This is a genomic window from Azospirillum sp. TSO22-1, assembly GCF_003116015.1.
Lineage (GTDB): Bacteria > Pseudomonadota > Alphaproteobacteria > Azospirillales > Azospirillaceae > Azospirillum.
On sequence record NZ_LGQZ01000121.1, the window covers coordinates 1 to 13,131 of the forward strand.

Annotated in this window: 16 protein-coding genes and 1 pseudogene; 10 read left to right on the forward strand and 7 right to left on the reverse strand. The window is 67.7% G+C overall.

Annotated features, from left to right (window positions below; genetic code table 11):
- From TSO221_RS36600 to TSO221_RS35155, 3 genes and pseudogenes are all read left to right on the forward strand, one after another.
- A pseudogene (locus TSO221_RS36600) lies at positions 1-136 on the forward strand (IS3 family transposase); the annotation flags it as partial.
- Positions 137-267: 131 nt separating this feature from the next.
- A complete protein-coding gene (locus TSO221_RS27180; RefSeq protein ID WP_109121646.1) occupies positions 268-1,149 on the forward strand; it encodes an S-methyl-5'-thioadenosine phosphorylase in 882 nt (293 codons plus the stop codon).
- Positions 1,150-1,272: 123 nt separating this feature from the next.
- Entirely contained in the window at positions 1,273-1,461 is a 189-nt protein-coding gene (locus TSO221_RS35155) for a hypothetical protein (protein ID WP_146208920.1), read from the forward strand.
- A 65-nt stretch (positions 1,462-1,526) separates the two neighbouring features.
- Here TSO221_RS35155 and TSO221_RS27185 read toward each other — a convergent pair whose 3' ends face one another.
- Both TSO221_RS27185 and TSO221_RS27190 read right to left on the reverse strand, forming a co-directional pair.
- Entirely contained in the window at positions 1,527-1,931 is a 405-nt protein-coding gene (locus TSO221_RS27185) for a hypothetical protein (RefSeq protein WP_109121647.1), read from the reverse strand.
- 93 nt (positions 1,932-2,024) lie between these two features.
- Positions 2,025-2,954 carry a pseudouridine-5'-phosphate glycosidase gene (locus tag TSO221_RS27190; protein WP_109121648.1) on the reverse strand — a complete coding sequence of 310 codons (930 nt, stop codon included), beginning with the start codon at positions 2,952-2,954 and terminating at the stop codon, positions 2,025-2,027.
- Positions 2,955-3,160: 206 nt separating this feature from the next.
- Between TSO221_RS27190 and TSO221_RS27195 the strand changes: the two genes are divergently transcribed.
- On the forward strand, positions 3,161-4,174 hold the full coding sequence (locus TSO221_RS27195) for a ligase-associated DNA damage response exonuclease (protein WP_109121649.1): 1,014 nt from the start codon (positions 3,161-3,163) through the stop codon (positions 4,172-4,174).
- A gap of 130 nt (positions 4,175-4,304) precedes the next feature.
- A complete protein-coding gene (locus TSO221_RS27200; protein WP_109121650.1) occupies positions 4,305-5,879 on the forward strand; it encodes a cisplatin damage response ATP-dependent DNA ligase in 1,575 nt (524 codons plus the stop codon).
- A gap of 50 nt (positions 5,880-5,929) precedes the next feature.
- On the opposite strand, the gene TSO221_RS27205 is transcribed toward TSO221_RS27200, so the two are convergent.
- From TSO221_RS27205 to TSO221_RS27220, 4 genes are all read right to left on the reverse strand, one after another.
- The gene (locus tag TSO221_RS27205) at positions 5,930-7,444 is read right to left on the reverse strand and encodes a hypothetical protein (protein ID WP_146208921.1); all 1,515 of its coding nucleotides are present in this window, start codon (positions 7,442-7,444) and stop codon (positions 5,930-5,932) included.
- A gap of 111 nt (positions 7,445-7,555) precedes the next feature.
- Positions 7,556-7,957, reverse strand: a complete 402-nt coding sequence (locus tag TSO221_RS27210; RefSeq protein ID WP_109121652.1) for a hypothetical protein — start codon at positions 7,955-7,957, stop codon at positions 7,556-7,558.
- A 12-nt stretch (positions 7,958-7,969) separates the two neighbouring features.
- The gene (locus tag TSO221_RS27215; protein WP_109121653.1) at positions 7,970-8,380 is read right to left on the reverse strand and encodes a hypothetical protein; all 411 of its coding nucleotides are present in this window, start codon (positions 8,378-8,380) and stop codon (positions 7,970-7,972) included.
- A 90-nt stretch (positions 8,381-8,470) separates the two neighbouring features.
- Positions 8,471-8,977: a ferritin-like domain-containing protein gene (locus TSO221_RS27220; RefSeq protein ID WP_109121654.1), complete on the reverse strand. Its 507-nt coding sequence runs from the start codon at positions 8,975-8,977 to the stop codon at positions 8,471-8,473.
- A gap of 105 nt (positions 8,978-9,082) precedes the next feature.
- Between TSO221_RS27220 and TSO221_RS27225 the strand changes: the two genes are divergently transcribed.
- Together TSO221_RS27225 and TSO221_RS27230 are read left to right on the forward strand one after the other, a co-directional pair.
- The gene (locus TSO221_RS27225; RefSeq protein WP_109121655.1) at positions 9,083-9,295 is read left to right on the forward strand and encodes a hypothetical protein; all 213 of its coding nucleotides are present in this window, start codon (positions 9,083-9,085) and stop codon (positions 9,293-9,295) included.
- A gap of 232 nt (positions 9,296-9,527) precedes the next feature.
- A complete protein-coding gene (locus tag TSO221_RS27230; protein WP_199229650.1) occupies positions 9,528-9,827 on the forward strand; it encodes a hypothetical protein in 300 nt (99 codons plus the stop codon).
- Positions 9,828-9,920: 93 nt separating this feature from the next.
- On the opposite strand, the gene TSO221_RS27235 is transcribed toward TSO221_RS27230, so the two are convergent.
- A complete protein-coding gene (locus TSO221_RS27235; protein WP_109121656.1) occupies positions 9,921-10,364 on the reverse strand; it encodes a MucR family transcriptional regulator in 444 nt (147 codons plus the stop codon).
- Between the two features lie 476 nt (positions 10,365-10,840).
- Between TSO221_RS27235 and rpiB the strand changes: the two genes are divergently transcribed.
- From rpiB to nrdR, 3 genes are read left to right on the forward strand one after another with little or no spacing between them, the layout of a single operon-like run.
- Complete coding sequence (gene rpiB, locus TSO221_RS27240) at positions 10,841-11,278, forward strand: ribose 5-phosphate isomerase B (protein WP_109121657.1); 438 nt, start codon at positions 10,841-10,843, stop codon at positions 11,276-11,278.
- Between the two features lie 25 nt (positions 11,279-11,303).
- The gene (gene glyA, locus TSO221_RS27245) at positions 11,304-12,593 is read left to right on the forward strand and encodes a serine hydroxymethyltransferase (protein WP_109121658.1); all 1,290 of its coding nucleotides are present in this window, start codon (positions 11,304-11,306) and stop codon (positions 12,591-12,593) included.
- Between the two features lie 30 nt (positions 12,594-12,623).
- A complete protein-coding gene (nrdR, locus tag TSO221_RS27250) occupies positions 12,624-13,085 on the forward strand; it encodes a transcriptional regulator NrdR (RefSeq protein ID WP_109121659.1) in 462 nt (153 codons plus the stop codon).
- The last annotated feature ends 46 nt before the right edge of the window (positions 13,086-13,131 follow it).

A 13,131-nucleotide genomic window follows, 5' to 3' on the forward strand; every position in this document is an offset into this window, starting at 1 on the left:
GGAGAGCTTCTTCGGCAGCTTGAAGGCCGAACTCGTCCACGAGCAGCACTACCCCACGCGCGACGCCGCCAAGCGGGACCTGCTCGCCTGCATCGAAGGCTACTACAATCGCCAGCCGCTCCACTCGGCCCTCGGCGACATACCCCAGAGCAGGCCGAGCTGCAGACCGCGTAACCCGGTGTCCATTCTCCCGAGGGAAGCTCACTTGCCTTTCCCACAGCGCCCGGCGACACTCCCGTCCCCTGACATCCTTTGGAGACGGATACCATGGCGGAACCGGTGCTCGGCGTGATCGGCGGCAGCGGCGTCTACGACATCGACGGGCTGGAGAACAAGCGCTGGGTCAAGGTGGAGACCCCGTTCGGCGACCCGTCGGACGAGCTGCTGACCGGCGAACTGGACGGGCAGAGGCTGGTCTTCCTGCCGCGCCACGGCCGCGGCCACCGCATCCCGCCGTCGGAGCTGAACTTCCGCGCCAACATCGACGCGCTGAAGCGCCTGGGCGTCACCGAGATCGTCTCGGTCTCCGCCGTCGGCTCGCTGAAGGAGCACCTGCCGCCGGGCACCTTCGTGCTGGTCGACCAGTTCATCGACCGCACCTTCGCCCGCACCAAGAGCTTCTTCGGCACCGGCCTGGTGGCCCACGTGGCGCTGGGGCACCCGGTGTGCTCGCGCGTGGGCGACGCGCTGGAGGCGGCGGTGAAGGAGCTGGACATCAAGTACCAGCGGGGCGGCACCTACATGGTCATGGAGGGCCCGCAGTTCTCCACCCAGGCCGAGTCCGAGCTGTACCGCAGCTGGGGCTGCGAGGTCATCGGCATGACCAACATGCCGGAGGCCAAGCTCGCCCGCGAGGCGGAGATGTGCTACGCGACCGTCGCCATGGTCACCGACTACGACTGCTGGCACCCCGACCACGACGACGTGACGGTGGACGCCGTCATCAAGGTGGTGGTCGCCAACGCCGACAAGGCGCGCGCGCTGGTCAAGCAGGTGGCGCCGAAGCTGCGGCACCGCGACCATGTCTGCGACCAGGGCTGCCACACCGCGCTCGACAACGCCATCATGACCGCGCCCGACAGGCGCGATCCGGAGCTGATCAGGAAATTGGACGCGGTCGCCGGCCGGGTGCTCGGCCCATCCAAGTAGACGCTGCGCATTGGTGGTAGGCTTTGTTGCAATGCAGCAATATTGATTGACGGTCGCGGAAGCCCTGTGCCAGGGTCGGGGGCTCCAACCCAGACCTTGTCCATAATGTTTCGCGTGACCGTCATGACCAAGTCTGCGGCCCGTCGCCGCCACGCCACCTGTTGTCATTGCGGAGAACCCGTCCTGCGCGGCCAAGCGCATTGGGCGGGCGACCCGCAGGACCGCACCTGGCACTACGCCTGCGCCGAGTCCGCCGATCTCGTCCAGCCCTACCGGGCGTGGATCGACAGCATGCGCAGCCGGGAGGCATAGGTGGGCAGCAACGAAAAAGGGCGCCCGGCCTCGCGGCGGGCGCCCTTTTTCGTTGCTGCGGAGGATCAGTGCCGGGTGCGCGCCGGCGTGACGTAGACGCCGTCCCAATCGACGCCGAACAGCGCGTCGTCGCCGGCGTCCTCGACCAGCTCGTCGTACTCGCTGGGGTCGATCAGGCCGAAGATCGAGGCGGTGCCCGAGGCGTCCAGGTCGCAGGTGACGACGCGGCCGGCCACCTCCAGCGAGGTGAAGAACACCTCCGGCAGTTCCATGGCGTCCAGCTCGGCGGCGACCTTGCACTCGATCTGGTGGGCGACCACCGCGGCGAGGCCGTCGCGCAGCTTGGCGGCCTGCGCGGCCCAGACGATCTTCTGCACCCGTGATGCCGGCCGCGTGTCGCTGTCCGCCATGTCGGGGTTGGCGGCCATGGTGATCATGCGGGAAACCAGGCTGGACGGGCTCGTACGCATCAGGAACCTCCGTGATAGGCATCCCGACAGTCAGCCCTAGCCAGTTAACGGGGTCTTAAGACCAGTGGGTGCAGAGGGCTTACCCCCTATGGATTACGACATAGGAGCTTGGGCCAGGGCGGCATAGGCCCCAGCGACCCGCGCCGCGACCCGCGCGTTGTGGCGAATCAGCGCGATGTTGGCGTCCAGGCTGCGCCCTTCGGTCAGCTCCTTCAGGCGGGCGAGCAGGTACGGCGTCACCGCCTTGCCGGCGATGCCCCGCGACTCGGCATCGTGCAGCGCCTGGGCGATCACCGCCTCCATGGCGCCGGCGTCCAGCGCGTCGGCCTCCGGGATCGGGTTGGCGAGCACCACGCCGCCGTCGAGGCCGAGCCGCCACTTGGCGTGCAGGATGCGGGCGACCTCCACCGGCGTGTCGCAGCGGCGCAGCACCGGCAGGCCGCTGGTGCGGGCGTAGAAGGCCGGGAAGTCGTCGGTGCCGTAGCCGAGCACCGGCACGCCGCGGGTCTCCAGGTACTCCAGCGTCTTGGGCAGGTCGAGCACCGACTTGGCGCCGGCGCACACCACGCAGACGCTGGTCCTCGCCAGCTCGTCCAGGTCGGCGGAGACGTCGAAGCTGGTCTCGGCGCCGCGGTGCACGCCGCCAATGCCGCCGGTGGCGAACACCGCGATGCCCGCCAGCTTCGCGGCGATCATGGTGGCGGCCACCGTGGTGGCGCCGTCAGCGCCGGCGGCGAGCGCCACGGGCAGGTCGCGGCGGCTGAGCTTCCACACATTCGTGCCGGTGGCCAGGCGCTCCAGGTCGTCGTCGGACAGGCCGACGCGGATGCGGCCGTCCAGCACGGCGACGGTGGCGGGGACGGCGCCCTCCGCGCGGATGATCGCCTCCAGCGCGCGGCCGGTCCCGGCGTTCTGCGGGTAGGGCATGCCGTGCGCGATGACCGTCGATTCCAGCGCGACGACCGGGCGGCCGTCGTGCAGCGCGTCGGCGACTTCGGGGGTGAGGGCGAGGAACTCGTGCATGGGGTGAGGATGGAGGGAATGTTGGCGGGGCGCAACACTTGCCCCCACCCCCGACCCCTCCCCCGCTGTCGCAGGGGAGGGGAGGACGCCGACGAACCCTCCCCTCCGGTAGCGGGGGAGGGTGCCCGAGCGCAGCGAAGGGCGGGTGGGGGCAAGTGCTTTCCGTAGGATCTTGCTCCTACGGCGATCGGGCCCATATTCTCCGGATGGCTTCGCTGCATCCCGAACGCTGGGTCCGCGTCTGCCCCGAGGGGCTGTACGTCATGCCCGGCGGCTTCTTCATCGATCCCGTCCGGCCGGTCGAGCGCGCGATCATCACGCACGGCCACTCCGACCACGCCCGGCCGGGGCACCGGCGGGTGCTCGCCACGCCGGGGACGCTCGCCATCATGCGCCAGAGGCTCGGCGACGGAGCGGGCGAGGCGCAACAGGCGCTGGAGTACGGCGAGACGATCCGGCTGGGCGACGTCACGGTGCGGCTGGCGCCGGCCGGGCACGTGCTGGGCAGCGCGCAGGTGGTGGTGGAGCACGGTGGGGCGCGCATCGTCGTGTCCGGCGACTACAAGCGGACGTACGACCGTACGTGTGCGCCGTTCGAGCCGGTGCCCTGCGACGTCTTCGTCACCGAGGCGACCTTCGGCCTGCCGGTGTTCCGCCACCCGCCGGACCTCAGTGAGGTCGGCAAGCTGCTGCATTCCCTGGAGGTCTTCCCGGAGCGTACACATGTCGTCGGGGTGTACGCGCTGGGCAAGTGCCAGCGCGTCATCACGCTGCTGCGTGCTTCGGGCTACGACAGGCCGCTGTACCTGCACGGCGCGCTGCAGCCGGTCTGCGACCTGTACCGCGGCTTCGGAGTGGAACTGGGCGAACTGCGCCCGGCCACGGCGGCGGCGAAGGAGGAGTTGAAGGGCGCCCTGGTGCTGGGGCCGCCCGGCGCGGTGGCCGACCGCTGGGCGCGGCGGCTGAGCGACCCGGTGGTGGCGATGGCGTCGGGCTGGATGCGGGTGCGGCAGCGGGCGCGGCAGCGCGGGGTGGAACTGCCGCTGGTGATCTCCGACCACGCCGACTGGGATGAGTTGACCCGCACCCTGGACGAGGTCGGCGCGCCGGAAGTGTGGGTGACGCACGGCCGCGAGGAGGCGTTGGTGCACCACGCCAGGAGCCGCGGTATCCGCGCCCGCGCCCTGGCGCTGGTGGGGTTCGAGGAGGACGAGGCGTGAGCAGCACGCGCTGGAGAACCGGAAACACAGAGACACAGAGGCACAGAGGAGCACAGAGGACGATTATCTCCGTGTCTCCGTGTCTCTGTGGTGAATTCCGGCGGGGCAGGATTTTTCCGGGTGGCGCCGGATGAACCGCTTCGCCGCGCTGATCGACTCCCTGGTCTTCACGCCGTCGCGCAACGGCAAGATGCGGCTGCTCGCCGATTACTTCGCCCACACGCCGGCCCCCGACCGCGGCTGGGCGCTGGCGGCGCTGACCGGCACGCTGGTGTTCCACGAGGCCAAGCCCGCCGCCATCCGCCAGCTCGTCCTGAGCCGGGTGGACCCCGACCTGTTCGCGTGGTCGTACGACTACGTCGGCGACCTCGCCGAGACGGCGGCGCTGATCTGGCCCGAGCGGCACCCGCAGGCCAACAGCCTGCCGCCCAGCCTGTCCGAGGTGGTGGACGCCCTGCACGCCGCGAAACGCGCCGAGGTCATGGGGTTGATCGAGGGGTGGATGGACACGCTCGACGCTTCCGCGCGCTTCGCGCTGCTGAAGCTGATCACCGGCTCCCTGCGCATCGGCGTGTCGGCGCGGTTGGCCAAGACCGCGCTGGCCGAGTGGGGACGGCTGAACGTCGACGACATCGAGGAGTGCTGGCACGGGCTGACGCCCCCCTACCAGGCGCTGTTCGCCTGGCTGGAGGGGCGGGCGGAGCGGCCGGACGAAGGGCTCGGCGCCGGGTTCCGGCCGTTGATGCTGGCGCACCCGCTGGACGAGGAGGACATGGCCGGCCTGGACGCCGCGGCCTATTGCGCCGAATGGAAGTGGGACGGCATCCGTGTGCAGCTGGTGGCGCGCGGGGCGGAGCGGCGGATCTACAGCCGCACCGGCGACGAGCTGTCCGGCGCCTTTCCGGACTTGGCCGACCACATGAGCTTCGACGCGGTGCTGGACGGCGAGCTGCTGGTGGTGCGCGACGGCGTGGTGGCGCCGTTCAACGACCTGCAGCAGCGCCTGAACCGCAAGCAGGTCACGGCGAAGACGCTGCAGGAGTTCCCGGCCTTCGTGCGGCTGTACGACATGCTGTTCGATCGCGCGGAGGACCTGCGTTCCCTGGGCTTCCTGGAGCGGCGGGCGCGGCTGGAGCGCTGGTACGAGGAGGTCCGGCCGCGCCGCATGGACCTGTCGCCGATGGTGCCCTTCGCCGGCTGGGACGAACTGAAGGCGCTGCGTGCGGGGGCGCGGGAGGCCGGCATCGAGGGGCTGATGCTGAAGCGCTGCGACAGCCCCTACACCGCCGGGCGGCCGAAGGGGCCGTGGTTCAAGTGGAAGCGCGGCGCGCTGACGCTGGACACCGTGCTGATGTACGCCCAGCGCGGGCACGGCAAGCGCTCGTCCTACTATTCCGACTTCACCTTCGGGGCGTGGCGCGGCGACGAGCTGGTGCCGGTCGGCAAGGCGTATTTCGGCTTCACCGACGCCGAACTGGTCGAGCTGGACCGCTGGGTGCGCAACCACACCACCAAGCGCTTCGGCCCGGTGCGCGAGGTGGCGCCGGGGCTGGTGCTGGAGGTGGCGTTCGACAGCGTCCACCGCTCCGGCCGGCACAAGAGCGGGCTGGCCATGCGCTTCCCGCGCGTCCACCGCATCCGCTGGGACAAGCCGGCGCACGAGGCCGACCGGCTGGAGACGCTGGAGCGGATGGTGGTGGGGTAGGGTGTCCTTGCCTTCTCCGTCACCGCAGATCGCCGTCGGTTCGGCCCCGCTCAGCCGGCGTTCCGCAGGGCGTCGAGGAGGATGTTCACGTCCTTGGAGTTGTCCCAGACCGGCGTGGCGGGATCTCCGTACGCCTTCACGTCTTCCCGCGCGCAAAGCAGGCTCAGGATCGATTGATCATGCCGGTGATCGACGAAATTATAGAAGTTTTCTTCACCGCATACGTTCGGGAAGTCGGTAACAGCTCTCGGGTCCGTGCAGTGACTGGCCCATTTTCTCACGAACGAGACCGCTGCCTGATTTTTGTGCCAGAAAGACCAGGTTGCCTGAATCTGGCGGCGAGACCAGTGTTTTTCTTCATCGCATCCCGTCAGCACAAAGCAATCCCGCTTTGTCCAGTTCATGTTCATGGAATCAATGAGGATTCCAGGAAGAATGCCATTGTTGTTTCTTTGTGCCCAGGCAAAAGCGGGGAGAAGGGATTGCCTTATCTGGTAGCTGTATCCAGGGCGTCCGGCATCATGGTAGAAGACCAGATCGCCGTCGCGAGCGCACAGCAACGTCAACAATATGATGTAAGGTTTCCAGGCCCAATAGCCGCCGCCGCGCGGCTGGGAGAGTATCGATTCGAATCTTCCGTAGAACTTGGTTGCTTGAAGGGCGGCGGCATCCCAGGCAGCAATCGCCGATACCCCGCCGATTTCGGCCGCGCTGGCGTTCAATTGCAGGCGCGATGTTTCTTCGTCGGACTTGTTTGTATAGTTCACAAAATAGAGATGCTGACCGGAGGGCTTTGCCGGCCCATGGTATTTTATAACGCTCTTTGCCACGTCCATGTCGTGCTGAAGAAGGTCGGCGATGCCGTGTCCATGCTTTTCCAGGGCATCGTCGAACCAGCCCGACAGTTCATTGTATCTTCTGAGAGCCTTGGAGAATCCATAGCACAATGCCGGATTCATCGGCGCTATCTTCAGGGCGAGATTGTAGGCTGCGATCCCGTCCCTGCCATATCCCTTTTCCAGGCGCATTTCGGAAAGTTCGATCGCGTGCTGCGGGTTGGTGGATGAAATTACGGCCTGCGTATAGAACTTGTTGCTGCTGACGACGTCGCCCTTTCTCCAGTAGGCCCGCCCCAGCCTGGCCAGGAACGAAGCGCTTGCCGCTCCGCTTGCGACAAGGCCCGCTATCTGATCCTCCTGGATGAAGTCATGGTCCAGCAGCTTTGAAAGATCGAACAGGACGCCGGCCCGGTGCAGGACGGTGTCCGCATCCTCCTTCCGGATTTCGAAGGCCCATGTGCCCGCCTGTGCGTACAGCAAGGCCAGGCGGCGGTCGCCACTGGCCGCGTATGCTCTGGCCCGGCCGACGCAAATGTCGAATGCGCGCGCGGAAATGGCACAGGCGCGGCGCAACGCCAGAGCCGCGCCCGCGGCATTCTGCCGATGAAAGAAAAAGACGCCGAGATTGCAGTAAGCCTCGGCATCCGAAGGGTCGAGCAGGACATCCTCCAGCAGCCAGGCTCCGTCCTCATTCGTGTCCAATGTGCGTTTCATCGATGTGCTCATGCATGGCGCCGCAGGGCGGTGAACGTCTCGTCGATGCGGCCGGCTGTCCGCGCCGCGGTATCAAGCTTCCTCTCCTGCGCAAGCGGGGGAGGGAGCGGGCGGCAATATACGTCACATGGCCGAACGCGTCGCCGGGTTGATCAGCGCCCGCGCCACCGTGCCCTTGCCGAGCAGGCCGTTGCAGGCCTCCTCCAGCCGGGCGCGGAGCGCGTTGCCGTTCGTGACGACGCCGTGGACGATCCACCCCTTCTCCACGCCCTCGTAGACCACGGCGGTCACCGTGTCCTGCAGGCGCGGGGTCTTGCCCTGGATCTCCGGCATGCGGCCGGGTTCGGCGATCTCCAGCGTCACCTCGTAGGTGACGTAGCGCTCGACCTGGCCGTTGGTGATGACGGGCACCATCACCGGGCGGACGCGGACGGTGTTCTGCGGGGCGGCCGGCGGGCCTTCCCTGGCGAAGGCGGGGGCGGCGGCCAGCAGGGCGAGGGCGGCGAGAAGATTGCGGCGAAGCACGGTCGGGCGGGCCTAATTCAGCGACGACTGGCGGCCGACCGGCATGATGAGGACGCGGGCGATCGACGCCTTGCCGATCAGCTTCTGTCCGGCCTCGTCGAGGCGCGCGCGCAACGCGGTGGCGTTGGCGATGTTGCCGCGGACGATCCAGCCCTGCTCGATGGCGCCGTAGACGACGGTGAGCACCGCATCCTGCAGGCGGGTGATCTTCGCCTGGGCGTCCGGCAGCTTGGAGGAATCCGCCAGTTCCATGGTGACGTCGTACAGCGCGTAGCGCTCGATCTGGCCGCGGTTGACCACCGGGACCATCAACGCCTTGATCTTGATCGACGGTGGCAGGCCCGCGTCCTTGCTTTCCGCGTAGGCCGCGGGGCTCGCGGTCAGCGCGGCGAGAACGGCGAGGGCGGCGGCGGTCGGGCGCATGGTCCGGGGTGTTCCTGACGAGACCGTTTCACCATACGCCCGGCCGCGTCGCCCGGCAATGCCGGTGCACCGGGGTGCAGGCCTGCGCCGTCAGGCGGCCTTGCTGACGTCCAGGGCCTTCCTGTTCACGTCGTTGATGGCCAGCGTGTTGAGGCGCCTGTCGGTCTCCTTCTCCTCGTTCAGCGTCTCCTCCAGCAGCCTGGCGACGCGGTCGAGGCCGCAGCCCTGGGCGTAGGCGTGCAGCGTGCCGTAGCTGGCGATCTCGTAGTGCTCAACCTTCTGGGCGGCGGCGATCAGGGCGGCGTCGGTGACCTCGGGCGCCATGCCCATCTCCAGGATCTCCTGCGCTTCCTCGATCAGGCCCTTCATCGCCTCGCACGGCTTGCCGCGGGTGCGGGCGTCGATCTCCTCGAAGCACTGCTCCAGGCGCTCGATCTGGCCCTGGGTCTGCTCGGCGTGCTCCAGGAAGGCGGCGCTCAGCGTTTCCGACTGGACCTTCCTGGCCAGCTTCGGCAGGGCCTTCAGGATCTGCTTCTCGGCGTGGTAGATGTCGCGCATCTCTTCCAGCAGAAGATCCTGCATCGTCTTGGCAGCCATGGCGAGTCTCCCTAAGTCTCTGGAACGGATCGGCCGAACCAACAAGGCCGTGCCCGGCGGGTTCCGGCGGCAGACCCCGGGCGAAAGGACTATGGAGTGACGGTTATGGCGGATGCGCCGGACGAGGATGGGATCTATCTGGAATACACCCGGGTCGGGCCGTACCTGAAGGTGTCGGCGATCTGCGCCAAGACCGGCACCGAGGTGTTCGCCGCCGGGCCGGCCACCGGCTGCCGCGAGACGCTGACCCGCGCCGCCATCGGCAAGCTGAAGCAGGCGCTGCGCAGGAACGCCCAGGGCGGCGGCTGGACCGCATAAGGATCGCGCCCCGCGGCGGGGCCGGGGGCGCGATGGGAAGTGTCTGGCTTCTGCTGATGGTGAGCAATGGCACGTCGGCGCCGGCTCTGCGGGGCGTCGGCTCTGCGGTGCCGGCCCCACTGAACTGCTCATGGGCCGATCCTAGTCCCGATTCCGGCGAAGGACACTGGCGCAAGCGGAGTAACGCCTATAGAAAAGCGCTCCACGAACGATCGGCGGGAAGAGGGGTCCGATGCGGCGTCTGGTGCGTGTGATTGGGGTGGCGATGCTGGCCGCCGGGATGGCGCCGCCGGGGGTGCATGCGGCGACCATCTGCATCAAGCCGCTGGTGCCGGCGTGCATGAACGACACCACGACCTTCGTCAGCGCCGACAAGATGCAGTCCTGCCAGTTCGAGGTGAAGGACTACGTCGACAAGACCATGGCTTACCTGACCTGCGTCTCCGACGAGCACAAGGCGACCGGCCAGGAGCTGACCCGCAACGTCGAGCGCTTCAACTGCCGGCTGTCCGGGCGGCAGACCTGCGGCTGAAACCAGTTCTGAACGGCGGAACCGGGTTCCCAAAACGCCACGGGCCGGCCCCTCTGTGCGAAGGGCCGGCCCGTTTGCGCGTGCAGGCGGCGGTCAGCCGGCGCGGCGGCGGGTGGTGCGGCCGGCGTTGCGGCCGAGGCCGATTCGCTTGGCGAACTCCGAACGCTGGGCGGCGTAGTTGGGGGCCACCATCGGGTAGTCGGGCGGAAGTCCCCAGCGCACCCGGTACTCGTCGGGCGACATGTTGTAGGTGGAGCGGAGATGCCGCTTGAGCATCTTCAGCTTCTTGCCGTCTTCGAGGCACACAATGTACTCGGGCGTGACCGACTTGCGGATCGGCACGGCGGGCTTCAGCGGCTCGGCCGGAGTCTCGCGCGGACCGTTGTTGAGGCCCGTCAGCGACGAGTAGACCGTGTTGATGACCTCGGGAATCTGCTGCGACGGCAGCACGTTCTTGCTGACATAGGCGGAAACGATGTCCGCGGTCATGCGCAGCAGTGCGTTGTCGGAGGAATCGGAGCGGAGCGGGTCACTCATTGCACAGTGTCCTGGCTTTTTCGTTTTGGCGCTAGCAACCAAGTTGCACACCGTGATTTGGGTGTCAATATAAATCCCGCAAGTGGCAATAGGGTTATTTGTTGCGTCGAGAACTGATAAGCGCGCGGCAAATTGGCCGGGGTTCAAACCGGCCAAAGCGGCCGGCTTCGGTGGCGGGTTTATGGACGCACTAGTGGCCTGCAACAGGTGCAGAGCGGTAATATCATGCTCGGCAATTGGGCAAAGCGAACCCCTACCCCGAATCGGGGGATGTCCTTATTCCGTCCTATGAGCAACGCGCAGGCGATGATCCGCCGTGGTTTCTCCAGCGGACCGCGTGTGAATGGCAGCCCTGCCGCGCCATCGACGCTTTGCGTTGTGTCGAACTGGTGATCCGCATCGACATCTGGTAGGTTGCTGCGCGTTGCCGCGGGGGGCGCGCAGCAGAGCCCCCGTTTGTCCCGGAGTTGCGTTCGATGACCGTGAAGACCGTTGCGCTGGCGTCCGATCACGCCGGCACCCAGATGAAGGCCGAGTTGAAGGATGCGCTCGCCAAGCGCGGGCTGGAGGTGCTGGACCTCGGCACGAACGGACCGGAGTCGGTGGACTATCCCGACTTCGCCGATGCCTTGGCCGCGGCGATTCGCGACGGGCGGGCGCAACGTGGCGTCTTGATCTGCGGCACCGGCATCGGTATCAGCATCGCGGCCAACCGCCACCGCCACATCCGCGCGGCGCTGTGCAGCGACCCGACCTCCGCCCGGCTGTCGCGCGAGCACAACGACGCCAACGTGCTGGCGCTGGGTGCCCGCGTGGTCGGCATCGAGATCGCGAAGGATTGTCTGACCGCCTTCCTGGACACGCCCTTCGAAGGCGGCGAGCGCCATTCGCGCCGCGTCGGCAAGCTGGGCTGAAAGCAGTTTTGAAAGGAATCGCCTGATGTACGCTCCGAACCCGACGTTCTTCACCGCCACGCTGGCCGAGACCGATCCCGAGCTGGCCCGCGCGGTGCGCGACGAGCTGCTTCGCCAGCAGGACCAGATCGAGCTGATCGCCTCGGAGAACGTCGTCTCCGCCGCCGTGCTGGAGGCGCAGGGTTCGGTGCTCACCAACAAGTACGCCGAGGGTTATCCCGGCAAGCGCTACTACGGCGGCTGCGAGTTCGTGGATGTCGCCGAGAACCTGGCCATCGAGCGCGCCTGCAAGCTGTTCGGCTGCGGCTTCGCCAACGTGCAGCCGAACTCCGGCTCCCAGGCCAACCAGGCGGTCCTGCTGGCGCTGCTGCAGCCGGGCGACACGGTGCTCGGCATGTCGCTGGCGGCCGGCGGCCACCTGACGCACGGCGCCCCGCCGAACCTGTCCGGCAAGTGGTTCAAGGCCGTGCAGTACGGCGTGCGCAAGGACGACCACCTGATCGACTTCGACGAGGTCGAGCGCCTCGCCCGCGAGCACAAGCCGAAGCTGATCATCGCCGGCGGCTCGGCGTACCCGCGCGTGCTCGACTACCAGCGCTTCCGCGCCATCGCGGACGAGGTCGGCGCCATCTTCATGGTCGACGTCGCCCACTACGCCGGCCTGATCGCCGGCGGCGTCTATCCGAACCCGTTCCCCTGGGCCGACGTCGTCACCACCACCACCCACAAGACGCTGCGCGGCCCGCGCGGCGGCATGGTGCTGACCGACAAGGAAGAGATCGCCAAGAAGATCAACTCGGCGGTCTTCCCCGGCCTGCAGGGCGGCCCGCTGATGCACGTCATCGCCGCCAAGGCGGTGGCCTTCCAGGAGGCTCTGCAGCCGGAGTTCAAGCGCTACGCCCAGGCGATGCTGGACAACGCCCGCGTGCTGTCGAAGACGCTGATCGAGGGCGGCCTCGACATCGTGTCGGGCGGCACCGACAGCCACATCGTGCTGGTCGACCTGCGCCCGAAGAACGTCACCGGCAAGGCCGGCGAAGCCAGCCTGGAGCACGCCGGCATGACCTGCAACAAGAACGGCGTGCCGTTCGATCCGCAGAAGCCGACCATCACCTCCGGCGTCCGCCTGGGCAGCCCGGCGGCGACCACGCGCGGCTTCAGCACCGAAGAGTTCAAGCAGGTTGGCGAGATGATCGTCGAGACGCTGGACGGGCTGGCCGCCAGCAACTCGGGCGACAACCGCGCCGTCGAGGCGAAGGTGCGGGAGAAGGTGCGCGACCTGTGCCGCCGCTTCCCGATCTATCCGACGCTGTAACGGGACTTATTTAAGGGGGAAAAGCCGGACATGCGCTGCCCGTTCTGCGGACACGAGGATACCCAGGTCAAGGATTCGCGACCGACCGAGGACAACTCGGCGATCCGGCGGCGGCGCTTCTGTCCCGGCTGCGGGGCCCGCTTCACCACCTTCGAGCGCGTGCAGCTGCGCGAGCTGACGGTGGTGAAGAGCACCGGTCAGCGCGAGCCCTTCGACCGCGAGAAGCTGCTGCGCTCCATGCGCATCGCGCTGCGCAAGCGCCCGATCGACGCCGACCGCATCGACCGGGTGGTGAACAGCCTGGTGCGCCAGCTCGAATCCTCGGGGGAGAGCGAGATCCCGTCGAAGCAGATCGGCGAGATGATCATGAACGCGCTGCAGACGCTCGATCAGGTCGCGTACATCCGCTACGCCTCGGTCTACAAGGACTTCCGCGAAGCGTCCGACTTCAACGAGTTCGTCGAGCAGCTGGCGCCCGAGGCGCAGCACTAGCCTTGTTTCTCCCTCCCCCTGCTCCGCAGGGGGAGGGAGGGACCCG

What these genes read in the sequence shown, in the direction of transcription:
- TSO221_RS27220 (WP_109121654.1), bottom strand. Translation starts at nt 8,977, where the DNA reads ATGGCTGCCAAGACGATGCAGGATCTTCTGCTGGAAGAGATGCGCGAC.
- TSO221_RS35155 (WP_146208920.1), top strand. Translation starts at nt 1,273, where the DNA reads ATGACCAAGTCTGCGGCCCGTCGCCGCCACGCCACCTGTTGTCATTGC.
- TSO221_RS27225 (WP_109121655.1), top strand. Translation starts at nt 9,083, where the DNA reads ATGGCGGATGCGCCGGACGAGGATGGGATCTATCTGGAATACACCCGG.
- TSO221_RS27180 (WP_109121646.1), top strand. Translation starts at nt 268, where the DNA reads ATGGCGGAACCGGTGCTCGGCGTGATCGGCGGCAGCGGCGTCTACGAC.
- TSO221_RS27195 (WP_109121649.1), top strand. Translation starts at nt 3,161, where the DNA reads ATGGCTTCGCTGCATCCCGAACGCTGGGTCCGCGTCTGCCCCGAGGGG.
- TSO221_RS27235 (WP_109121656.1), bottom strand. Translation starts at nt 10,364, where the DNA reads ATGAGTGACCCGCTCCGCTCCGATTCCTCCGACAACGCACTGCTGCGC.
- TSO221_RS27205 (WP_146208921.1), bottom strand. Translation starts at nt 7,444, where the DNA reads ATGAGCACATCGATGAAACGCACATTGGACACGAATGAGGACGGAGCC.
- TSO221_RS27215 (WP_109121653.1), bottom strand. Translation starts at nt 8,380, where the DNA reads ATGCGCCCGACCGCCGCCGCCCTCGCCGTTCTCGCCGCGCTGACCGCG.
- nrdR (WP_109121659.1), top strand. Translation starts at nt 12,624, where the DNA reads ATGCGCTGCCCGTTCTGCGGACACGAGGATACCCAGGTCAAGGATTCG.
- TSO221_RS27200 (WP_109121650.1), top strand. Translation starts at nt 4,305, where the DNA reads ATGAACCGCTTCGCCGCGCTGATCGACTCCCTGGTCTTCACGCCGTCG.
- TSO221_RS27185 (WP_109121647.1), bottom strand. Translation starts at nt 1,931, where the DNA reads ATGCGTACGAGCCCGTCCAGCCTGGTTTCCCGCATGATCACCATGGCC.
- glyA (WP_109121658.1), top strand. Translation starts at nt 11,304, where the DNA reads ATGTACGCTCCGAACCCGACGTTCTTCACCGCCACGCTGGCCGAGACC.
- TSO221_RS27230 (WP_199229650.1), top strand. Translation starts at nt 9,528, where the DNA reads ATGCGGCGTCTGGTGCGTGTGATTGGGGTGGCGATGCTGGCCGCCGGG.
- TSO221_RS27190 (WP_109121648.1), bottom strand. Translation starts at nt 2,954, where the DNA reads ATGCACGAGTTCCTCGCCCTCACCCCCGAAGTCGCCGACGCGCTGCAC.
- rpiB (WP_109121657.1), top strand. Translation starts at nt 10,841, where the DNA reads ATGACCGTGAAGACCGTTGCGCTGGCGTCCGATCACGCCGGCACCCAG.